The sequence below is a fragment of the Ruegeria sp. TM1040 genome (assembly GCF_000014065.1).
GTDB lineage: Bacteria > Pseudomonadota > Alphaproteobacteria > Rhodobacterales > Rhodobacteraceae > Epibacterium.
The window spans coordinates 1,351,883-1,373,499 of sequence record NC_008044.1; the positions used below are offsets into that span (position 1 = coordinate 1,351,883).

Genomic DNA, 21,617 nt, shown 5'->3' on the forward strand with positions numbered 1-21,617 from the left:
CATTAACCTCTGGAAGGGCACGCCTTAGCACTGTTCGTTCAGAGGTTTTGCGCGGATACCCCTGCCTTTCTGATGGGCGCACATGTGAAGGAGGTCTGCAAAAATGTCCCTGCACTACGCCAAGATGATGCATTGGGATGATTCATGTGCAAAGCAACTTGGGATCGATTCATACCTCTTAATCGCAGAGCCGCTGGCCTAAGCGGTTTTGCTTCCTGTGTTAATCCGCGCCTTAAGGTTTGTCGCGAGCTGCTCACCGATCCCGTGAGTGTTGGCGCCCCTTGCGTCGCGGAATCCCCGCAAAATAGCCGCCCTTGCATTCCTGCAAGGGCGGCTTTGCGTTTTTGAGCCTCGTTAAGGCTTAGAAGAACGCCTGCAGGCCGGTCTGCGCGCGCCCAAGGATCAGGGCATGGACGTCATGCGTGCCTTCGTAGGTGTTCACGGTCTCAAGGTTCATCATGTGACGAATGACCTGGAACTCAAGGCTGATGCCGTTGCCGCCGTGCATGTCACGCGCATGCCGTGCAATTTCGAGAGCCTTGCCGCAGTTGTTGCGCTTTACGATGGAGATCATCTCCGGCGCGGCATTGGCCTCATCCATGAGACGCCCAACACGCAAGGAGGCTTGCAGGCCCAACGCGATCTCGGTTTGCATATTGGCCAGTTTCAACTGGAAGAGCTGCGTGTTCGCCAGAGGGCGCCCAAACTGATGGCGGTCGAGGCCATACTGGCGCGCCGCATGCCAGCAGGCTTCCGCCGCCCCCATGACACCCCAGCTGATCCCGTAACGCGCGCGGTTCAAACAGCCAAAGGGTCCCTTCAGTCCTTCGACATGTGGCAGCAGCGCCTCTTCGCCAACCTCGACCCCATCCAGGACGATCTCACCCGTGATCGAAGCGCGCAGTGACATCTTCTGTTGAATTTTCGGAGCCGACAGGCCCTTGGTGCCCTTATCGAGCACAAATCCGCGGATCTTGCCGCCGTGGGCTTCGGATTTTGCCCAAACCACAAAGACATCGGCGATGGGCGCGTTCGAAATCCACATTTTGGAGCCCGTGAGGCGATAGCCATCTGCGGTCTTTTCGGCGCGTGTTTTCATGCCGGCCGGATCTGAGCCCGCATCGGGTTCGGTCAAACCAAAACAACCGATCCACTCACCGGAGGCGAGTTTCGGCAGATATTTCTGGCGCTGCTCCTCGCTGCCATAAGCGTAGATCGGGTACATCACCAGCGAGCTTTGCACCGACATCATGGAGCGATAGCCGCTGTCGACACGTTCCACTTCGCGTGCCACCAGGCCGTAGGAGACATAACCGCCACCGAGGCCGCCGTATTCCTCTGGGATCGTGGTGCCCAGAAGCCCCATTTCGCCCATTTCGCGGAAAATCTCGGGATCGGTCTGTTCGGTCTCATAGGCCTCAGTCACACGGCTTTGCAGTTTTTCCTGTGCGTAAGCGCGTGCAGAGGCTTCAATCATGCGTTCGTCTTCGGTCAGCTGATCGCTCAGGCGCAGCGGGTCGTCCCAAGCAAAGCGGCCAAGGTCAGGTGCATCTTTTGCGCGAAGTGTGGGTTTGTCATCCAGCATGTGGGCCTCCAATCAAAGTGTTGACGAGAGCTTAAGCGCGGCTGGCCGCAAAAAACAGCGAGACTTTGGAAAGAATGTATGACAAAAAATCATACATGTCGGTACCTCGCAGATTTCTTCCTTCGATTGCGTCCCTCCGCGCGCTGGAGGCGGTTGACCGCCTCGGGAGCGCTTCTGCGGCTGCGGTAGAGCTCTCCTTGACGCAAGGGGCTGTGAGTCGCCAGTTGCAGGCGCTGGAGCGGCAGCTTGGCATTGAGCTTGTCCTGCGCGATGGAAAGGCGCTCTCTTTGACGCCAGATGCGACGGACTATGCCCAGGAGGTACGCCATGCGCTCGACCGGATTGCGCAGGCAACCCTGCAGGTGCAATCCGTTCCATTGGCCGGAAGCCTGAACCTCGCCATTTTGCCCGCCTTTGGCATGCGCTGGCTGATGCCTCGTTTGCCGGCGTTCTCACGGCGACATCCGGATGTGACAATCAATATGTCCACCCGGTTGTCGCCTTTTAACTTTGCAACGCAAAGCTTTGATGCCGCACTTCATTTTGGACATGCAGACTGGCCGGGGACGGATTCTCTGCTGCTCAAGCACGAGCAGCTTTTGCCGGTCTGTGCGCCGGAGCTTGTCAAACGCGCCAAGGTTGATGCACCGGGCGATATCCTCGCCCTACCGCTTTTGCATATTCAAACCCGGCCGACCGCTTGGGCGGATTGGTTTCAACGGCAGCAAGTTCCGACTTCGGGCACGCTCGGTGGTAGCATGTATGACCAGTTCTCGACCATCAATCAGGCTGCGCTGCATGGTTTGGGGGTGGCCTTGATGCCGGATTATCTCGTGGAACAGGACCTCGCGACAGGGCGGCTGGTGTCATTGCATCCCGTGCCCGAAGACATTGGCGGCGCGTATTATCTGGTCTGGCCGACCAGCAAGTCTCGCCACAGCGGCCTTCAGAAATTTCGTGACTGGCTAGCCGAACAGGCACAGCCCGAAGATCCCTTGCCGCGCTAAGCCCACTGTTTGATGGAAAAACGGCTCCGGAAAACCGGAGCCGCAATAAATCGTTACAGTACAAATCTAATGTGGTCGGCTACCCGAGCGCATAGCCCGCACCGCGCACCGTACGGACGGGATCATCGCCCCCATGCTGGGTCAGTGCCTTGCGCAGACGGCCGATGTGAACATCGACGGTGCGGGTGTCGACATAGATATCCCGCCCCCAGACGCGATCCAGCAGCTGTTCACGGCTCCAGACACGGCCCGGCTTCTCCATAAAGGTCGAGAGCAGGCGAAACTCGGTCGGGCCAAGCTTGAGCGGATGTTCCGAGCGGCTCACCTTGTGCGTTTCCGCGTCAAGGATAATGTCGTCAAACTCGAGCCGCATGCCAACGGTGGCTGGCCGGACGCGGCGCAGTTGCGTGCGCACCCGGGCCATCAGCTCGATCACGGAGTAAGGTTTCACCACATAGTCGTCCGCGCCGGTCTCCAGACCGCGCACCTTGTCGACCTCTTCCGAGCGCGCGGAGAGCATGATGATCGGAATGCTCCGGGTGTCCGTGCGCGTCTTCAGGCGGCGGCAGATCTCGATTCCGGTCAGATTGGGCATCATCCAGTCGAGTACGATGATGTCAGGCATGTCCTCTTCGACGAGCAGCAGCGCCTCTTCACCGTTCTCCGCCTTGATCACCCGAAAGCCGTCCGCCTCCAGATTGTAAGCAAGCACTTCGCGCTGCGCCAGTTCGTCCTCGACGACCAGAACAGTAGGCTGATCGACTGCCATGGCTTAGATCTCCTGCATGGTCACCGACGTATTGTCGGCTTTTGTGCGTTCTTCCTCGGGCTTGTTGCCGGTCACGAGATAGACCACCTGCTCTGCGATCGCGGTGACATGATCGCCCATGCGTTCGATGTTTTTTGCAATAAAGTGCAGGTGCATACAGGACGAAATGTTGCGCGGGTCTTCCATCATATGCGTGAGGAACTCCCGAAACAGAGCGTTGTACATCTGGTCCACGTCGCGGTCGCGCTGGATCACGTCGCGCGCCAGCTCATCATCTCGCTGAATATAGCTGTCGAGCGCGTCCCGGAGCATCAACTCCACCTCACGCGCCATGCGCCGCAAGGCTGCTGCACTGTCGGCCACTGATGGGCTCTGGGCCAGAACGCTGGTTCGTTTCGCCATGTTCTTGGCATAGTCGCCAACCCGCTCCAGGTGGCCCGAGATCTTGATGACGCTGAGCACGACGCGCAGATCAACGGCGGCCGGTGCGCGGATGGCGATCACGCGGGCGGCATCCTCATTGATCAGCTCTTCGAGTCCGTCGATGGCTTTGTCGTCCTGCACCACTTTTGCGGCCAGCTCTTCGTCGCGTGTTTCAAGCGCGCGCGCGCCTTCCATGATGGCGGCCTCGACAAGCCCGCCCATCTTCATGATCCGGGCCTGAATGGCCTCCAGGTCGCGGTCGAATGCAGATGCAATATGTTGTTCAACCATTTGATATGTCTCCAACTTAGCCGATGCGGCCAGTGATGTAGCTTTCGGTGCGCGGATCTTCGGGATTGGTAAAGATCTGACCGGTTGGGCCGAACTCCACGAGGTTTCCGAGGTGGAAAAACGCGGTCTTTTGGCTCACGCGTGCAGCCTGCTGCATGGAGTGTGTCACGATCACAACCGAATAGTTTTCGCGCAGCTCGTCGATCAGTTCTTCTACCTGTGCAGTTGCGATCGGATCCAGTGCGGAGCACGGTTCGTCCATCAGCAGAACCTCGGGCTCTGTGGCGACCGCACGGGCAATACAGAGGCGCTGCTGCTGGCCACCGGAGAGCCCGGTGCCCGGCGCGTGAAGCCGGTCTTTGACCTCGTCCCAGATCGCTCCGCGACGCAGAGATTTCTCAACAATTTCATCGAGTTCCGCTTTGTTCTTGGCCAGGCCATGAATGCGGGGACCATATGCGACATTGTCATAGATCGACTTGGGGAACGGGTTGGGTTTCTGAAACACCATCCCAACCTGCGCGCGCAGCTGGACCGGGTCGACGCGTTTGTCGTAGATATCCTCGCCCTCAAGCAGGATGTCCCCGGTGACGCGGCAGATGTCGATCGTGTCGTTCATCCGGTTGAGGCAGCGCAGAAAGGTCGATTTTCCGCAGCCCGACGGACCGATGAAGGCGGTCACGGTCTTGTCCTCGATCTCGACGTTCACGTCCTTGATGGCGTGGCTGTCGCCGTAATAGACGTTGACGCCCTTGGCTGCGATCTTGGTGCGTTGTGTTTCCACGGTGCTGTCCATTGCTGTCATATCGTTCATTGTAGGGCCCCTTTACCAGCGGCGTTCAAATCGGCGGCGCAAGATAACGGCCAATGTGTTCATGGTGATCAAGAAGACCAGCAGGATGATGATACCGCCCCAGGCGCGTTCGTAAAACGCTGGATCGGCGCGTTTGGCCCACTCATAGATCTGTGCGGGCATGGCGGAGTTCGGCGACAAGAGACCGGAGGCAATGCTGTCGGGGGCGTTGGAGGCGATAAAGCCCACCATGCCGATCAGCAGAAGCGGCGCGGTTTCACCCAGTGCTTGTGCCAGACCGATGATGGTCCCGGTGAGGATCCCCGGTGCGGCGAGCGGCAGAACATGGTGAAACACGGCCTGCATCTTGGAGGCGCCCACGCCCAATGCGGCATCGCGGATCGAAGGCGGTACGGCCTTAAGCGACGCGCGGGTCGAGATGATGATGGTCGGCAGTGTCATCAGCGTGAGCACCAGACCGCCCACAAGCGGCGCCGAGGTCGGCAGGTGCATGTAGTTGATAAAGACCGCAAGCCCCAGAATACCAAAGACAATCGAGGGTACCGCCGCGAGGTTGGAGATGTTCACCTCGATGATGTCGGTAATCCAGTTCTGCGGCGCAAACTCCTCAAGATAGATCGAAGCCGCAACTCCGATCGGCAGTGCAAGCGCCAGCACCACGAACATCATGAAGAGCGACCCCAACATGGAGACCCCCATGCCTGCGGCTTCGGGGCGTGCGTCCGATGCATCCGAGCCGAGAATGAAGTCGAGGTTGAAGGTTTTTTCGATCACATTGGCCGCCACCAGCGCGTCAACGAGATCGAGCTGTTCAACCGAGATATTCTTGTCATTCTCGATGCTGTCTCGGCTCACGCGCCCCTTCAGATACCCGTCGACACGGCTCTGTGCGAGGAAGCGGAACTCCACAGTGGTGCCGATCTGATCCGGATTGGCGATCACGAATTCGCGCAGGGTTGCGGCGGCGTTCTTGGACAGAAGCCCCGCCATGTCCTTGGCCTTGAGCGAGGTTTCAACGCCAAGATCGGTCACTTTCGCCTCGACGGCGTTGCGAATGATCGGCGCATATCCAAACGTCGTGACCTTCTTGATGTCTTCAATATCGCGGTTGCCGTTCTTGTCGAGCTTGCTTTCCAGGAGCTCGACCGGGAGCGTGATGAATGTCTGCTGAAACGCGCCTGTTCCCTTGCTGACGATGGTTGTCACCAGAACAACAAGCATCAACAGGCCGACCGCGATAGCGGCAATGCCATAGGCCTTGAACCGGGTCTCGGCGGCGTTGCGGCGTTTGGTGCGATCCGACAGTTCCAGCAGTGAGGTGCCAGGTTTGCGCGACATGGGTGCGTCTCCGGAGGAGGGATTTTGGCTAAGATCGGTCATCAGTCATACTGCTCCCGGTATCTGCGCACGATGTAGAGTGCGAGGACATTGAGCCCGAGGGTCAGCACGAAGAGTGTCAGGCCAAGGGCAAAAGCGACCAGGGTTTCGGGGCTGGCGAAATCGGTATCGCCAGTCAGCTGGCTCACGATCCGGGTGGTGATTGTTGTCATGGAATCAAGCGGGTTGAGCGAGAACTTCGCAATCGCGCCTGCGCCCATCACCACGATCATGGTCTCGCCGATCGCGCGGGAGGCTGCCAGCAGGATCGCGCCGACGATGCCGGGCAAGGCTGCGGGCATGACCACCTGACGCACGGTCTCGGACTTTGTGGCGCCAAGACCAAGCGAGCCATCGCGCATCGCCTGTGGCACCGCGTTGATGATGTCATCAGAGAGCGAGGAGACAAAAGGAATGAGCATGATCCCCATCACGACGCCTGCGGTCAGAACCGAGGTCGCGCCGCTCATCCACTCCACTCCCAGGACGCCGTTTTCGCCCTGGCCAAAGAAACGCACAAGCGCCGGTCCCACGGTCAAAAGCGCAAAGAGGCCATAAACGATGGTCGGGATCCCGGCGAGGATCTCAAGCAGAGGCTTGGCAAAGGAACGGGTGGTCTTGCTGGCATATTCGCTGAGGTAGATCGCGGCAAACAAACCGATCGGCACTGCAACCATGAGCGCAATAAAGGAGATATAGAGTGTGCCCCACAGAAGCGGCAGGATCGACAGATCGGAATCACCGCGAAAGTTCGGAGCCCAGGTGTCGCCAAAGAAGAAATCGGTCCAGGAATGCAGCGCAAAGAAGTTGCGTGTCTCAAACAGCATCGAAAGGACAATACCGATGGTGGTGAGGATCGCGAGCGATGCCGCAAGGATCAGCAATGCCATGATGCCCTGCTCGACCACGTTGCGGGCGCGAAAATCCTTGTGCGTGCGCCCGTAGGACCAGCCAAAGCCGCCCAGAGCCACCAGAACAACGCTGACCCACATGGACAAATGGCCGGTGCTGGAAAGCGCGCGATAGGTTTGCGCGGCGCTCAGCACCTCGGGACGCACGTCCGATCCCAAGGCGACGCCAACATCGCCCAGAACGGCGCGTACGTCGGTGGTGCCGCTGCTGAGGTCATCTGACTGTGCCTGCGTCATGGCCCCCTGGGCCACGGCAATGTCGAGCCCCTCGGCCACGCGGCGCACGTCGCTCATGACGAGGCTCAGGGTCGAGCCTTCGGAGATCGCCGCGTCGGGGATCATGCCGGAAACCCGTTTGTCGATGATCATGGGCTGCGCCAAGAGCCAGACGGCAAGAAGGACAAGCGCCGGCACCAAAGCCGACAGTGCCACGTTATGCCCATAATAAGAGGGCAGCGAGTGTAGATCCTTGGGGTTTCCATCCGCGGAAACCAAGGCCCGATTGCGGCCGAGGAAGAACCCGGCGACCGAGAGGGCGATCAAGCCGAGGATAAGCCATAGGGTAGGCATCAAGAGCTCCGTTTGGCGGTGCAAGAAGGGAGGAAAACAGCGATACTTTTGAAACGAAAGGCCGGGACGTCATATCCGCCCCGGCCTGAACTTTACATGCGCGGGGCTATTAGGAGTTGCCGCCCATGGTTGCTTCTGCTGCAACAGCTTCCTGAGTCTTTGCAAGCTCGGGGTCTGCTACGAGGCCGTATTCGGCCAGCGGGCCGTCGGGGCCAGCAACTTCATCTGCAACGAAGAACTCAGCGAATTCCTTGAGGCCGGGGATTACGCCGATGTGCGCTTTCTTCACGTAGAAGTACAGCGGGCGGGACACCGGATATTCGCCGGTTGCGATGGATTCGGTGGAGGGAACAACGCCGGACATGGTTGCAACCTGCAGCTTGTCGGTGTTGTTCTCGTAGAAGGCCAGACCGAACACGCCGATACCGTCCTTGTTGGAGTCGATACGTGCGAGGGTCTCGGTGTAGTCGCCGTCGATGTCCACGGACACGCCGTCGGTGCGCAGAGCGATACAGGCTTTTTCGGCTGCTTTCTTGTCGCCACCGTTGGCTTCTTTCAGCAGATCGAACGCGCCGGTTTCTTCACAGCCAGCGAGGATCACTTTGTCTTCAAAGACTTCGCGGGTGCCGTGCTTGGTGCCGGGGATGAAGGCCTGGATGGGCTGTGCCGGGAAGGCGGCGTTTACATCGGCCCAGGTCTTGTTCGGGTTGTCGACCAGCGCGCCGTCAACAACAACTTTGTCGGAGAGCGCGAGGAACCAATCGGTCGGGGTGAATTCAAAACCGTTGCCGTCGATGTCGGAGGCAAACACGATGCCATCATAACCGATGCGGACTTCGATGATGTCGGTCACGCCGGCTTCGGCACAGGCCTTGATCTCTTTTTCTTTGATCGCGCGGGAGGCGTTTGCAATGTCGATGGTGTTTTCGCCAACGCCTTCGCAGAAACGCTTGAGGCCGGCGGAGGATCCACCGGATTCGACAACCGGTGTCGGGAAGTCGAAGTTTTCGCCAAAGGCTTCGGCAACGATCGAAGCATAGGGCAGAACGGTGGAAGAACCTGCGACCTGCACCTGCTCACGCGCAGAAGCTGCGGTGGCCGATACGGCTGCGATGGCGAGAGTGGATGCGGTCAGTTTCACAAAGGACATTGAAGTCTCCATGAGTTTAAGAAGTTTACGATCACCCCCAAGATGATCTTGCGCCCCTCCTAGAAGGCTCAGGTGTGGCTTTTGTGACAGCTATGTAACAGCTGTATGACAACAGCGGGCCTGAGGTGAAAAAAATCCGAAACACTTGGAAAAGAGACCTGTGAACTTGGTGCAACGGCCGGTTTGCCGGGGATGGCGTGGCAGAAAGTATGAATCCTGTGTCACAAAACGCGCCAGTACCAATGGTTCGCGCGCAGGATTGCACGTGAAAGCCGTCTCAACGAAGAGAAGGACGCGGGACCTATTGGGGCAAGATCACGGTGAAGGTCGCGCCTTTGCCAAGGTCGCTCTCGACGCGCAGGCGTCCGCGGTGGCGGTTGATGATGTGTTTTACAATCGCGAGTCCAAGGCCCGTGCCCCCCAACTCGCGGGAGCGGTGATTGTCGGCGCGATAGAATCGTTCGGTCAGGCGCGGCAGGTGAACCGGATCAATGCCAGGGCCATCATCGATCACCTGCACCCGCACCGCCGGACATCTGAGCGCGGGATCCCGCTCCAGCGCCATCAGGGAGACGGTCACATTGTCCCCACCATATTTCAGCGCATTCTCTATGAGGTTGGTGAAAACCTGCTGGAGCTGATCCGGATCCGCAGGGATCTCCACTGCGCCTGCGGGCGCATCAAGCGTAAGCTGGGTGCCGCCGCTCTCGGCGAGGGGCGCCAGCGATTTGATCGTGGACTGAAGATGCGCCAAGAGGTCGATACGTTCCTTCGGGCGTACGCGTTCCTCGCTCTCGACACGGTTGAGCGACAGCAGATCCCCCACAAGGCGATTCATCCGGCTCGCCTCGCCTTCCATGATTTCCAGGAAACGATCCCGCGCCGCCGCATCATTGCGCGCAGCACCCCGCAGGGTCTCGATGAACCCCATCAATGCGGTCAGTGGCGTGCGCAGCTCGTGGCTGACATTGGCGACAAAATCACGCCGCATCTGGCTGGCCTGCTCGCGGTCGGTGATGTCGTCAAAACACAAGAGCACCGCGCCGCCATTCACGGCTCCTACTCCCGGCACATATCGCAGGGTCACTTCAAAGGTGGTGTCCTGCGCGCCATCATTGGAAAGATGGCGCGCGGTGCGCGGTTTGCGGTCCAGAAGACAGGCCTCGATCGCAGTGGTCACATTGGGCTGACGCAAGATCGTTGCAAAATGACGCCCGATGACTTGCGGGCCAAGCAGGGTCGCCCCCTCCACATTGGCCGCAATCAACCGCTCTGTCTGATCGATCAAAACAGCCGGCATCGGAAACGCGGCCAGAAGCCCGTCGATCAGCTCTTGCGACATGATTTTATGCCTCGTCATTGCGTCGTGGCGGCCTTCTTAGGGTTCAATTGTAACTAGGACATGGCAGAGGTGATGGCGTTCTCGAAGATCGCGCAGAGCGCCTCTGGATCCTCCAGCCCTACGGACACGCGAAAGAAACCCTCGTGCAGGCCGAGTTCTGCCCGGTTTTCAGCCGTAAGCGCCCGATGCGATGAGGATGCCGGATGCGAGAGCGTCGTGCCCACATCGCCCAAGGTCGGCGCAAAGGACAGGCCTTCTGCTGCGCGGGTAAAGGCATTGGCCGCTTCTCGTCCGCCATCAAGCTCAAAGCTCACCATATTGCAGCCCCGCCCCTTCAGGAGCGCCTCTGCGCGCGCATGATCGGGATGATCCTTGCGCGTGGGGTAGATCACGCGTTTGATGCCCGGCAGGGTTGCGATGTGATCCGCAAGCCGTGCAGCCGTCGCCTCGGCGCGGTCAAAGCGCAGATCAAAGGACAACAGCCCCCGCTCCGCCAACCAGCAGTCAAAGGGGCTTGGCGTCATGCCGGTGGTCACGGAGAACACGCGCATCCGGTCATTGAGCGCCGGATCTTTGGCGACCACATACCCAAGCATCACATCAGAGTGGCCCGCGAGCAGCTTTGTCACCGAATGGATCACGATGTCCGCACCATGCTCAAAGGGTTTGAACGCGCGCGGCGTGGTGAAGGTATTGTCGACGGCCAGCAAAATACCGTGCTCGCGGCAGAGCGCTGCAAGGCCATCGATGTCGGCCACCGCCAGTGTCGGATTGGAAACGGCTTCGACCAGAATGAGCTTGGTCTCGGGGCGGATTGCCGCGCGGATCGCCGCAACGTCACCGGGGTTGGCGAGGGTTGTTGCGATCCCCAGCCGTGGCAGGTCTTCTTTCATCAGGCGCAGCGAGCGCCCGTAGAGCTGATCGCCGCCGATGACATGATCACCGGTTTGCAACAGCCCCAGCAGCACCGCTGAGACCGCCGCCATGCCGGAGCCACAGACAACGCCGCCCGACGCCCCTTCCATGTCGTCGAGCCGCCGCGCGATCACATCCGCGTTTGGGTGTCCCTCGCGCGAGTAGGTATAGCCATGGACGCGGCCCTCATATTGATCATCCAGCGCATCCGGGGTTTCAGACGCGTAAACGACCGAGGGGCTCAGCGGAGTGACAACCGGGTGGCTGGCGCTGTCCGGCAGGCCATGGGGACGCATTACGGAGGGGCGAGAATTCTTCACGGTCAAATTTCCTTCAGGTCTTTCTTAAAACGGCGCATGTTGTCCTGGTAGTGAATGGCGCTTGCGGTGAGCTTGGCGACAAGCGCATCGTCCACCTCGCGCACCACTTTGCCGGGGGCGCCCATCACCAGAGAATTATCAGGGATCTCCTTATTCTCGGTGATCAGGGCGCCCGCCCCGATCAGGCAGTTTTTACCGATCTTGGCGCCATTCAGGATGGTAGCCCCCATCCCGATCAGGGAGTTGTCGCCGATGGTACAGCCATGCAGCATGACCTTATGGCCGATGGTGCAGTTCGCGCCAATGGTGAGCGGGTAGCCCGCATCAATATGCATCACCACGTTTTCCTGCACATTGGTGCCACGACCAACGCGGATTTCCTCGTGATCGGCGCGGATGGTGACGCCAAACCAGACCGAGGCCCCCTCTTCCAGCACCACTTTGCCAATGAGATTTGCGTCAGGCGCGACCCATGTGTCGGCATGGATCTGGGGGCGGTCTTCTCCTAGGGCGTAGAGGGTCATGACAGGTCCTCAAATTCCTGCTGCAGGGCGCGTGCGTGTTCGATGAGCGACGGCTGTTGAATGCGGCGCAGGCGGGTGGCGGTGATGATCGTCTTCAAGGCTTCTTCGGTCTCATCGAGATCCTCGTTGATCAGCACATGATCATAGGACCCCCAGTGCGAGATCTCGTCCCAGCTCTTTTGCATGCGACGGCTGATGGTTTCCGCGTCGTCCTGACCACGGCTTTCGAGGCGGCGGCGCAGCTCGGTAATGGAGGGCGGCAACAAAAAGATCGACAGCGTGTGTTTGCCGAGATCCGAATTGGTGATCTGCTGCGCGCCCTGCCAGTCGATGTCAAAGAGCACATCGCGGCCTTCGTTGATGGCTGTCTGAACCGGCCCCTTCGGAGAGCCGTAGAAATTCCCGAACACATGGGCGTGTTCGAGCATATCGCCATTGGCCACGTCCTGTTTGAACGACTCGACCGTGACAAAATGATAGTCCTGCCCATCGACCTCGCCCGGGCGGGGCTTGCGCGTCGTGGCCGAGACCGAAAAGCTGATGTCGCTGTCCCAGGCCCGCAGCCGCTTGGCGAGGGTGGATTTGCCTGCACCGGAGGGGGAGGACAGGATGATGAGAAGACCCCGTCGCTGCGCTTTTGAATGTGCCATGTTAGGGAGTTCTCCTTATTCTATGTTCTGAACCTGCTCGCGCATCTGGTCGATCACGGTTTTGAGTTCCAAACCCACTTCGGTCAAGGCCGCGTTCTGCGCCTTTGAACAGAGCGTGTTGGCCTCCCGGTTGAACTCTTGCATCAGGAAGTCGAGCTTTCGCCCCACCAATCCCCCCTGCCCGAGCAGTTTGCGTGCGGCGGCAATATGCGCCTTCAGGCGGTCGAGTTCTTCGGTAACATCTGCTTTGACCGCGATCATGGCGAGCTCCTGCGCCACGCGGTCGGGATCTGCGCCGTCGCTTTGGTCCAGCACACGGGCAAGATTTGCGCGAAGCGCCTCCTTTATGAGGGGGTCGCGCGCTGCGGCGCGCTGGGCGGCCTCCTGGCTCAGGGATTCGATCCGTTCAAGTTGTGCGCTCAAAACCACCTCCAGAGCCGCCCCTTCATTAGAACGCATGTTAATGAAGTCGGCCAAAAGTGAGTCGAATTCGGATAGCAGCTGGGTCACGAGGTCTTCGGTTTTGGCTTCGTGACTGACCTGTTCGAGCACGCCACGTATCTGAAGGATATCCGTCGCTCGCACCGGTGTGAGGTCCAGGCCCGCTTCGGTGGCGGCAGCCTGTGTCTGCTGGATCGCCGCCAGTGCAGCCGTCATCGCAGCAGCATTGATCTGTAGCTCGCCTTTGCCATCGTCGGCACGGCTCAGCCGCAGTCCGATCGTGACATTGCCACGACCTAGGCTTTTGGTTGCGCGTTTTTTAATTTCATTTTCAAGACCTTCGAGCCAGTCAGGCACGCGCACACGCACATCCAGCCCCTTGGCGTTCACCGATCTGATGTCCCAGATCCAAGCCAAGGCACCCTCACCGCCCTGCCCTGAGGCAAAGCCTGTCATCGAATGCAAAACCATCTGTGATCCTCCTGCATCCTGAATACAGTGGCAGGGTCCGGGGTCAATGGTCCGGCGGATAGTGCCTTGCACATAGGCAGAGCGGACCTATACCAAAGTGTTAACCATTGATTAAACTATTGGTCCAAACTTTAGTCAGATTGTGTCATGTTAACTTCAAGGTAACCACTATGGCGTTAACACTTGAGCATGGGCCTCCTGCCAAGTTTCGATGCTGGAACCGGATGCAGAGGACAAGAGAATGATGTTTCGCGGTCAAGACGACACAGATAAAAAGACAGGGTTGGATAAAGTGGTAGCTATGGATCGCTTTCGCACACGTTCGAACGTGTCGCCTCTGCGTCAGGCCGAGGCCTATTGGACCGCACTGCGTCGCGGGGATGACATTCCCAGCCGCTCGCAGGTCGACCCGCGCGGTCTTGAAAACATCCTGAGTCAGACCTTCATTCTGGAGCGTGTTGCACCGGGCATCGCGCGATTCCGCCTTGCCGGGCAAAAGGTCAACGAGCTTGCGGGGATGGAAGTGCGCGGTATGCCTCTGACTGCGTTTTTCACCGCCGAGTCCCGCAAGACCGTGAGCGCCGCGCTCGAGCACATGTTCGACGACCCCTCCATTCTGGAATTTGAACTGCACACCCAGGCCACCCGTCTGCGCGGCAGCCGCACCGCAAAGATGATCCTGCTGCCGCTGCGCAGTGATCTCGGCGATGTGAGCCGGGCGCTGGGCGTCATGGTCTCTGAAGGGGCAGCAAGCCGCGTGTCGCAACGCTTCCTCGTCGACAGCTGCGACATTCGCAAGATCACCAAGGCCAGCGAGTCCAAAACTGCGCCCGAGTTCAAGGCCGCACCCCGCGTGTCCGAACCCCAGATGCAGGGCCAATCGCAGCGCGATCTCACGAACAAACCGGTGAGTACCGGTGGTTTCAGCGAGCCGCGCACGGGATTTGAACGCAAATCCCCGAGCCTGATGGATGAGGCCCGCTCGCTTCTGGATCGGGCCCGCCGCGAAAACCGCGACGCTTTGAAATCTGCCCGCACGCCTGCCCGGGCCGATGCGCGCCCCGAGGGTCCTGTGACGCTGGAGACCGTCTCCACCACCGATGTCGAAAAACTTGTTTCGCGCCCGCCGCGTGGTGGCAAGCTGAAGAAAGGCGCGTCGCACCTGCGTCTTGTGGTTTCGCGGGACTGATTATTAAAATTCGAATCGAAAACGCCAAGAATTCTTATAAGTTTCAAGCTACTGGACATAGACCTTGAAGCATTGACGCCCGAACGCAGAACGCGTTTCGGGCGTTCTTTTTGCGTGCAAGGACGATACCGCGCCCAGACTATCACGCGCTGCCAGGCACTTTGCAAAAGCCCGGATAAAAAAAGGCCCGCAAAGCTGCGGGCCTTTTGAAATGCTGCGGACGGATCACTCAGATCGCGGCGCGCGTGTCGTCCGGTGTGCGCAGGCGCGACAGTTCTTCTGCGACAAGAAACGCCAGTTCCAGCGATTGATCCGCGTTGAGACGGGGATCGCAGGCGGTGTGGTAGCGATCGCTCAGGTCCTCGTCGGTCACTTCGCGCACGCCGCCGGTGCATTCGGTGACATCCTGGCCCGTCATCTCAAAGTGAACGCCACCGGGGATCGTTCCTTCGGCCTGATGCACACCAAAGAAATCACGCACTTCGCGCAGCACCGAGTCAAACGGACGGGTCTTGTAGCCGCTGGCGGATTTGATGGTGTTGCCATGCATCGGATCACAGACCCAGGTGACATTGGCCCCTTCGTCCTTCACGGCCTGAATGAGGCGTGGCAGATGGTCTGCAACTTTGCCGGCGCCAAAGCGGGCGATCAGCGTCAGCTTGCCTTCTTCGTTTTCAGGATTGAGCTTTTGCATCAGGACCTTGAGGTCGTCAGCTGTGGTGGTCGGACCACATTTGAGACCGATCGGGTTCAAGACCCCGCTGCAGAATTCCACATGCGCGCCATCGGGCTGGCGTGTGCGGTCCCCGATCCAGATCATGTGACCCGAACCCGCAAGCCATTTGCCGGAAGTCGAGTCGAGACGTGTCAGCGCCTCTTCATACTCCAGCAACAGACCTTCATGGCTGGTGTAGAATTCCACCGTCTGCAGCGTATGAGCATTGTCGGCGGTCACACCGGCGGCTTTCATGAAGTCGAGCGTATCGGTGATCCGATTGGCCATATCCCGATAGGCTTCGGCCTTGTCGCCTTCGGTGAACCCCAAGGTCCAGGCGTGGACCTGATGCACATCCGCATAGCCGCCGGTCGAGAAGGCGCGGATCAGGTTCAACGTCGCCGCCGCCTGGGTATAGGCCTGCAGCATTTTGCGCGGATCGGGAATACGCGCTTCGGGTGTAAAGGCCAGCTCGTTGATGATGTCACCGCGATAGCTCGGCAGTTCGACCCCATCAACGGTCTCGGTCGGCGCCGAGCGGGGTTTGGCAAATTGACCGGCCATGCGGCCCACTTTGACCACCGGCACCTTGGCGCCATAGGTCAGCACCATGGCCATCTGCAACATCACCTTGAAGGTGTCGCGGATGCCGTCTGCGCTGAACTGCTCAAAGCTCTCGGCGCAGTCGCCGCCTTGCAGCAAGAAGGCCTCGCCGCGCCCGGCAGCACCCAGTTGCGCCTTCAGGCGACGGGATTCACCGGCAAAAACCAGGGGCGGATACTTGGCCAGCTGCGCCTCAACAGCCTGCAGCGCGGCCTGATCGGTATAGTCAGGCATCTGTACGCGCGGCTTGCTGCGCCAGTTCGTTTTTTGCCAGTCGCTCATGGCTTTCACTCCGAAAATAACTTTGGAACCGTGATTTACGAAAGAAGCGTATACATAAGAGCGCTAACAGAGGCCAGTTTAGAATTTCCACATCTTGACCATGACGCTATCCTATGAGCAGGGTCTTTGAATTCGCGGCCATCGTGTCGCGTGGCTTTCCCAGCTCCGTCTAAAAGACCAGATTTGTAAGGACCAGAGCCATGCAAACCAAGCCAGAGGCGATTCCCGAGCTCACGTCGGGCGGTAAACATCGTCGGTTTACGTTTGTCCTGTTGGATCAATTCACCCTCCTGTGCTTCTCCGCCGCGATGGAATCGCTGCGGATCGCCAATCGCATGGCAGGTCGCGACCTCTATTCCTGGACCCTTGTTGGCGAAGGTGGCGAGACTGTTACCTGCTCTGCCGGGACCGTGTTTCAGGTGGATTCTGACCTCACAGAGTTACAACGTGATGACACCATTATGCTCTGCGGTGGGATTGAGGTGCAAAAAGCCACCACCAAGCGGGTGCTCTCTTGGCTGCGTCGCGAGGCGCGCAAGGGTCTGACCATCGCGGGCTTGTGTACGGCCTCTTATACCCTGGCCAAGGCGGGTTTGCTGGATGGCAAGCGCGCGACCATTCACTGGGAAAATTCCGACAGTTTTGCCGAAGAGTTCGAAGATGTGGATCTGACCAAATCGGTCTTTGTGATCGATGGCAATCGTCTGTCGACCGCGGGGGGCACCTCGTCGATCGACCTCATGCTCAAGATCATTGCCGACGACCATGGCGAGGAGCTTGCCAATATGGTGGCGGATCAGCTGATCTATTCGTCGATCCGCACCGATCAGGACACCCAGCGCCTGTCGATTCCGACCCGCATCGGCGTGCGCCATCCCAAACTCTCGATGGTGATCCAGATGATGGAGAAGAACATCGAAGAGCCGATCAGCCCGTCGATCCTCGCAGAAGACGTGGGCATGTCGACGCGTCAGCTTGAGCGGTTGTTCCGCCGATACCTCAACCGCAGCCCCAAGCGGTACTACATGGAGCTGCGCCTGCAAAAGGCTCGCAACCTCCTGATGCAGACAGATATGAGCGTCATCAATGTGGCGCTGGCCTGTGGCTTTGCATCGCCGTCGCATTTCTCCAAATGCTACCGCGCTCATTACGACACCACGCCCTATCGAGAGCGTGGCAGCAAGGGCGTACGCCACATCACCTGAGTTTGCTCAGTTCGGGGTGATCCGAAAGAGGGCGCCCTCGTATTCCGAGGCAAACCAGATGCTGCCATCGGGGGCTTCGCGGATATCGCGCACCCTTGCGGTTTCGGGCGATTTCATCTGCTCGACCTCCTGCAGGGGTGCCCCCGAGAGCCTTGAGATGTAATCAAATTTCAGGGATCCCACAAAGATGTCTCCGCGCCAGTTGGGCCAGAGCTTGCCCGAGTAGATCATCATACCCGAGGGCGCGATGGAGGGATCCCAATACCACTCCGGCTGTTGCAGCCCCGGCTTTTCGGTGCCCTCGCCGATCTTCAGCCCCGAATAGTGGCGCCCGTAGGAAATGACCGGCCAACCATAGTTGGCGCCCCGTGTGATCCGGTTGATCTCATCGCCGCCGCGCGCGCCATGTTCAACGGCCCAGATGTCGCCGGCCGCATCAAGCGCCATGCCCTGCGGGTTGCGGTGGCCGTAGGACCAGATCGCCGGACGCGCGTCCTCAGAATTTACAAAAGGATTGTCCGAGGGAATGCTGCCATCCGGAAGGATGCGAATAATCGAACCCTGCTCGCGTGACAGATCCTGTGCGCTGGGACGGTCACCACGTTCTCCGAGGCTGACATAAAGACTGCCGTCGGGGGCTTCGACCAGCCGCGAGCCAAAGTGCCGCCCGCCCCGCGCGCCTGGCGTGGCTTCAAAAATCACCTCAAGCGAGTCGAATCGGCTGCCGTCTTCAGAGAGTTCAGCCCGTGCCACAGCGGTCCCCGCGCCGCGCCCCTGCGGACGGGCAAACGTGAGATATACGGTGCGGCTCTGAACGAAATCCCGCGCGGCAACAACGTCCAGAAGGCCACCCTGCCCGTCCGCAGCGATCTCAGGGACGCCATCGACCTGTTGGCGTCGCGCGCCGTTCAGATACCAAAGCTGTCCGGAGCGCTCCGTGACCAGCAGTGCGCGTCCGGGCAAAAACGTAAAACCCCAAGGAACATCAAACCCATCGGCCATTTTTTCAACGCGGAGCGTGCCTTGGCTTGAGTCCATTTGCTGCGCCAGCGAGGGCACGGCCATCGCGGCACTAAACATCAAACTGGCGATCACGGCGAGCGGGCGTAGCATCAGCTTTCTCCTTTGACAGTGGGATGTTAGCGCAGACATTGTGACGTAACAAAAAGCCTGTCCGATCGCTCTTCCCTTTCTTGCGGGGCTTGCATAGGGTTCGTGTCGAACAACATTGTTCCAATTAGGGAGAATTCAAATGAAAAAACTGCTGACCGCGACGGCAGCCATCGCATTGAGCGCTGGCACCGCGTTTGCAGACGGCCACGGCCACCCCGACGAAGTAAAGCTGGGTGTCCTGTTTGGCTTCACCGGCCCGATCGAATCCCTGGCGCCGACCATGGCCTCTGGTGCTGAACTCGCGATGTCCGAAGTCACCGAGTCCGGCAAACTCTTTGGCGGTGCAAAAGTGACCCCGATGCGCGCGGACACCGGCTGTATCGACAATGGTCTTGCGACTGCGAACGCAGAAAAGCTGATCGCAGATGGCGCCAACGGCATCGTGGGTGGTGACTGTTCCGGCGTGACCGGCGCGATCCTGCAGAACGTCGCGATCCCGAACGGCATGGTGATGATTTCTCCCTCCGCAAGCTCGCCGGGTCTGACCTCGATGGAAGACAACGGCCTGTTCTTCCGGACCACCCCGTCTGACGCACGTCAGGGCGAGATCATGGCGTCGATCCTTGCAGATCGTGGCGTCGACAGCATCGCCATCACCTATACCAACAACGATTACGGCAAGGGTCTGTCGGATTCGATCAAATCCGCATTCGAGGCCGCAGGCGGTGAAGTCACCATCGTGACCGCGCATGAAGACGGCAAGGGTGACTACTCTGCCGAGGTTGCGGCGCTGGCATCAGCCGGTGGCGATATTCTGGTTGTTGCGGGCTATCTCGACCAGGGTGGTCTGGGCATCATCCAGGGCGCGCTCGACACCGGTGCGTTCGACACCTTTGGTCTGCCGGACGGGATGATCGGCGATTCGCTGCCCAACAACGTGGGCCCGGACCTCAATGGCTCCTTCGGGCAGATCGCCGGCTCTGACAGTGAAGGTGCCGAGATGTTCGCTGCCAAAGCCTCCGAGCTTGGCTTTGACGGTACTTCTGCCTATTCGCCGGAATCCTATGATGCGGCAGCGCTTTTCCTGCTCGCGATGCAGGCATCGGGCTCTGTTGATCCCAAGGATTACGTCGCCAAGATCACCGAAGTCGCCAATGCTCCGGGTGAGAAAATCAACCCCGGTGAGCTCGGCAAAGCGCTCGAAATTCTCGCCAATGGCGGTGAGATCGACTATGAGGGCGCAACCGGCGTCAACCTGATCGGCCCCGGCGAGAGCGCAGGCTCTTTCCGTGAGATCGAAGTTCAGGACGGCAAGAACGTGACCGTGAAATTCCGCTAAGGCGGACCACTGTTGCACATCGCATCTGATCAGCCCGGGAGCCATTGCGCCCCGGGCTGTTCCAAATAAAAGGGCCGACAAAGAGATCGGCAGGGGTAAACATGACATGATCGTCGTCGAGGATTTGCATAAGCACTTCGGCGGGTTCCACGCGGTTGACGGCGCCTCGCTCGAAATCGCAAAGGGCTCGATTACGGGTTTGATCGGACCAAACGGTGCCGGAAAGACCACGCTTTTCAACGTTGTGGCAGGGGTTCTTCCTCCGACGTCAGGCCGCGTCCTGATGGATGGAGAGGATATTACCGCCCTGCCGCCACATGAATTGTTCCACAAAGGTCTGCTGCGCACCTTCCAGATCGCGCATGAGTTCTCCTCGATGACCTGCCGCGAGAACCTGATGATGGTTCCGGGCAACCAATCGGGTGAGACGCTGTGGAACACCTGGTTTGGCCGCAAGCGCATCGCCGATGAAGAGCGCGCCCTGCGCGCCAAAGCAGATGAGGTGCTGGAGTTCCTCACCATCAGCCATATCGCCGATCTCAAGGCCGGCGAGATTTCTGGCGGCCAGAAGAAGCTCCTGGAGCTGGGGCGCACCATGATGGTCGATGCCAAGATCGTCTTCCTCGACGAGGTGGGCGCCGGTGTGAACCGTACCCTCCTTTATACGATTGCCGATGCCATCAAACGCCTCAACGAGGAACGTGGCTATACCTTCGTGGTGATCGAACACGACATGGAGTTCATCGGCCGCCTGTGTGATCCGGTGATCGTCATGGCCGAGGGCAAGAAACTGGCCGAGGGTACCCTCGATGAGATCAAGGCGAATGAGCAAGTCATCGAAGCTTATCTCGGCACGGGCCTGAAAAATAAAGATAAACTGCAAGGGGCTGACGCATGAGCGAACCCTTTTTGATTGGCGACAGCATGACGGGTGGCTATGGCAAGGGGCCGGACATCCTGCATGATTGCACCATCGCCGTGAACCCGGGCGAAATCGCCGTGATCGTGGGCCCCAATGGCGCGGGAAAATCCACCGCCATGAAAGCCGTCTTTGGTATGCTGAACGTGCGCTCCGGCGCGGTACGTCTGGGCGGAGAAGACATTACCAGCCTCAGCCCGCAAGAGCGCGTGATCAAGGGCATGGGTTTTGTGCCGCAAACGAGCAATATCTTCACCTCGATGACGGTCGAGGAAAACCTCGAGATGGGCGCCTTTATCCGCACCGATGATTATTCCGACACCATGGAGCAGGTCTATCACTTGTTTCCGATCCTGAAGGACAAACGCCATCAGGCGGCCGGGGAATTGTCGGGCGGTCAGCGTCAGCAGGTGGCCGTGGGCCGCGCATTGATGACCAAGCCCAAGGTTCTGATGCTGGATGAGCCGACCGCTGGCGTGTCGCCCATCGTGATGGACGAGCTGTTTGACCGCATCATCGAGGTTTCCCGCACCGGGCTGCCGATCCTGATGGTGGAACAAAACGCCAAGCAAGCGCTTGAAATCGCGGACAAAGGCTATGTCCTCGTTCAAGGCGCGAACGCCTATACGGGCACCGGTCAGGAACTGCTGGCCGATCCCGAAGTACGCAAATCTTTCCTGGGAGGCTAAGAG

At 59.3% G+C, this 21,617-nt stretch carries 20 protein-coding genes; 6 read left to right on the top strand and 14 right to left on the bottom strand.

Annotation, left to right across the window (positions count from 1 at the left end; genetic code table 11):
• Positions 1 to 361 precede the first annotated feature (361 nt).
• On the bottom strand, positions 362 to 1,585 hold the full coding sequence (locus TM1040_RS10620) for an acyl-CoA dehydrogenase (protein ID WP_011538594.1): 1,224 nt from the start codon (positions 1,583 to 1,585) through the stop codon (positions 362 to 364).
• 95 nt (positions 1,586 to 1,680) lie between these two features.
• Between TM1040_RS10620 and TM1040_RS10625 the strand changes: the two genes are divergently transcribed.
• Positions 1,681 to 2,592, top strand: a complete 912-nt coding sequence (locus TM1040_RS10625; protein ID WP_044027097.1) for a LysR family transcriptional regulator — start codon at positions 1,681 to 1,683, stop codon at positions 2,590 to 2,592.
• Positions 2,593 to 2,671: 79 nt separating this feature from the next.
• Here TM1040_RS10625 and phoB read toward each other — a convergent pair whose 3' ends face one another.
• The 11 genes from phoB to TM1040_RS10680 all read right to left on the bottom strand — a co-directional run bounded on the left by phoB (position 2,672) and on the right by TM1040_RS10680 (position 13,560).
• Positions 2,672 to 3,361 carry a phosphate regulon transcriptional regulator PhoB gene (gene phoB, locus TM1040_RS10630; RefSeq protein WP_011538596.1) on the bottom strand — a complete coding sequence of 230 codons (690 nt, stop codon included), beginning with the start codon at positions 3,359 to 3,361 and terminating at the stop codon, positions 2,672 to 2,674.
• Positions 3,362 to 3,364: 3 nt separating this feature from the next.
• A complete protein-coding gene (gene phoU, locus TM1040_RS10635; protein ID WP_011538597.1) occupies positions 3,365 to 4,075 on the bottom strand; it encodes a phosphate signaling complex protein PhoU in 711 nt (236 codons plus the stop codon).
• Positions 4,076 to 4,091: 16 nt separating this feature from the next.
• Positions 4,092 to 4,889, bottom strand: a complete 798-nt coding sequence (pstB, locus tag TM1040_RS10640; RefSeq protein ID WP_011538598.1) for a phosphate ABC transporter ATP-binding protein PstB — start codon at positions 4,887 to 4,889, stop codon at positions 4,092 to 4,094.
• A 12-nt stretch (positions 4,890 to 4,901) separates the two neighbouring features.
• Positions 4,902 to 6,269, bottom strand: a complete 1,368-nt coding sequence (pstA, locus tag TM1040_RS10645; RefSeq protein WP_011538599.1) for a phosphate ABC transporter permease PstA — start codon at positions 6,267 to 6,269, stop codon at positions 4,902 to 4,904.
• A complete protein-coding gene (gene pstC / locus TM1040_RS10650; RefSeq protein WP_011538600.1) occupies positions 6,269 to 7,747 on the bottom strand; it encodes a phosphate ABC transporter permease subunit PstC in 1,479 nt (492 codons plus the stop codon). Before pstC ends, pstA begins: the two co-directional genes overlap by 1 nt.
• Before the next feature lie 109 nt (positions 7,748 to 7,856).
• Positions 7,857 to 8,897, bottom strand: coding sequence for a substrate-binding domain-containing protein (locus TM1040_RS10655; RefSeq protein ID WP_011538601.1), 1,041 nt, complete (start codon positions 8,895 to 8,897; stop codon positions 7,857 to 7,859).
• 301 nt (positions 8,898 to 9,198) lie between these two features.
• On the bottom strand, positions 9,199 to 10,239 hold the full coding sequence (locus TM1040_RS10660; RefSeq protein ID WP_011538602.1) for a sensor histidine kinase: 1,041 nt from the start codon (positions 10,237 to 10,239) through the stop codon (positions 9,199 to 9,201).
• A 53-nt stretch (positions 10,240 to 10,292) separates the two neighbouring features.
• Entirely contained in the window at positions 10,293 to 11,450 is a 1,158-nt protein-coding gene (locus tag TM1040_RS10665; RefSeq protein WP_044026731.1) for a trans-sulfuration enzyme family protein, read from the bottom strand.
• A gap of 26 nt (positions 11,451 to 11,476) precedes the next feature.
• Positions 11,477 to 11,998 carry a gamma carbonic anhydrase family protein gene (locus TM1040_RS10670; RefSeq protein ID WP_011538604.1) on the bottom strand — a complete coding sequence of 174 codons (522 nt, stop codon included), beginning with the start codon at positions 11,996 to 11,998 and terminating at the stop codon, positions 11,477 to 11,479.
• Positions 11,995 to 12,648 (bottom strand): guanylate kinase, encoded by a 654-nt coding sequence (gmk, locus tag TM1040_RS10675; RefSeq protein WP_011538605.1) that lies wholly within the window; start codon positions 12,646 to 12,648, stop codon positions 11,995 to 11,997. Before gmk ends, TM1040_RS10670 begins: the two co-directional genes overlap by 4 nt.
• Before the next feature lie 15 nt (positions 12,649 to 12,663).
• Complete coding sequence (locus TM1040_RS10680) at positions 12,664 to 13,560, bottom strand: YicC/YloC family endoribonuclease (protein ID WP_011538606.1); 897 nt, start codon at positions 13,558 to 13,560, stop codon at positions 12,664 to 12,666.
• Positions 13,561 to 13,801: 241 nt separating this feature from the next.
• Here TM1040_RS10680 and TM1040_RS10685 point away from each other — a divergent pair, with 241 nt between their 5' ends.
• A complete protein-coding gene (locus TM1040_RS10685) occupies positions 13,802 to 14,749 on the top strand; it encodes a PAS domain-containing protein (protein ID WP_011538607.1) in 948 nt (315 codons plus the stop codon).
• Between the two features lie 229 nt (positions 14,750 to 14,978).
• Here TM1040_RS10685 and TM1040_RS10690 read toward each other — a convergent pair whose 3' ends face one another.
• The gene (locus TM1040_RS10690) at positions 14,979 to 16,349 is read right to left on the bottom strand and encodes a class II 3-deoxy-7-phosphoheptulonate synthase (protein WP_011538608.1); all 1,371 of its coding nucleotides are present in this window, start codon (positions 16,347 to 16,349) and stop codon (positions 14,979 to 14,981) included.
• Positions 16,350 to 16,549: 200 nt separating this feature from the next.
• Here TM1040_RS10690 and TM1040_RS10695 point away from each other — a divergent pair, with 200 nt between their 5' ends.
• Positions 16,550 to 17,554, top strand: a complete 1,005-nt coding sequence (locus TM1040_RS10695; protein ID WP_011538609.1) for a GlxA family transcriptional regulator — start codon at positions 16,550 to 16,552, stop codon at positions 17,552 to 17,554.
• Between the two features lie 6 nt (positions 17,555 to 17,560).
• Here the strand turns inward: TM1040_RS10695 and TM1040_RS10700 are convergent, their stop codons facing one another.
• Complete coding sequence (locus tag TM1040_RS10700; RefSeq protein ID WP_011538610.1) at positions 17,561 to 18,667, bottom strand: PQQ-dependent sugar dehydrogenase; 1,107 nt, start codon at positions 18,665 to 18,667, stop codon at positions 17,561 to 17,563.
• 139 nt (positions 18,668 to 18,806) lie between these two features.
• Between TM1040_RS10700 and TM1040_RS10705 the strand changes: the two genes are divergently transcribed.
• The 3 genes from TM1040_RS10705 (at position 18,807) to TM1040_RS10715 (ending at position 21,614) form a co-directional block, all read left to right on the top strand.
• Complete coding sequence (locus TM1040_RS10705; RefSeq protein ID WP_011538611.1) at positions 18,807 to 20,006, top strand: ABC transporter substrate-binding protein; 1,200 nt, start codon at positions 18,807 to 18,809, stop codon at positions 20,004 to 20,006.
• 106 nt (positions 20,007 to 20,112) lie between these two features.
• On the top strand, positions 20,113 to 20,904 hold the full coding sequence (locus TM1040_RS10710) for an ABC transporter ATP-binding protein (protein ID WP_011538612.1): 792 nt from the start codon (positions 20,113 to 20,115) through the stop codon (positions 20,902 to 20,904).
• Positions 20,901 to 21,614 carry an ABC transporter ATP-binding protein gene (locus TM1040_RS10715; RefSeq protein ID WP_011538613.1) on the top strand — a complete coding sequence of 238 codons (714 nt, stop codon included), beginning with the start codon at positions 20,901 to 20,903 and terminating at the stop codon, positions 21,612 to 21,614. The genes TM1040_RS10710 and TM1040_RS10715 overlap by 4 nt, the downstream gene beginning before the upstream one ends.
• Positions 21,615 to 21,617: the final 3 nt, after the last annotated feature.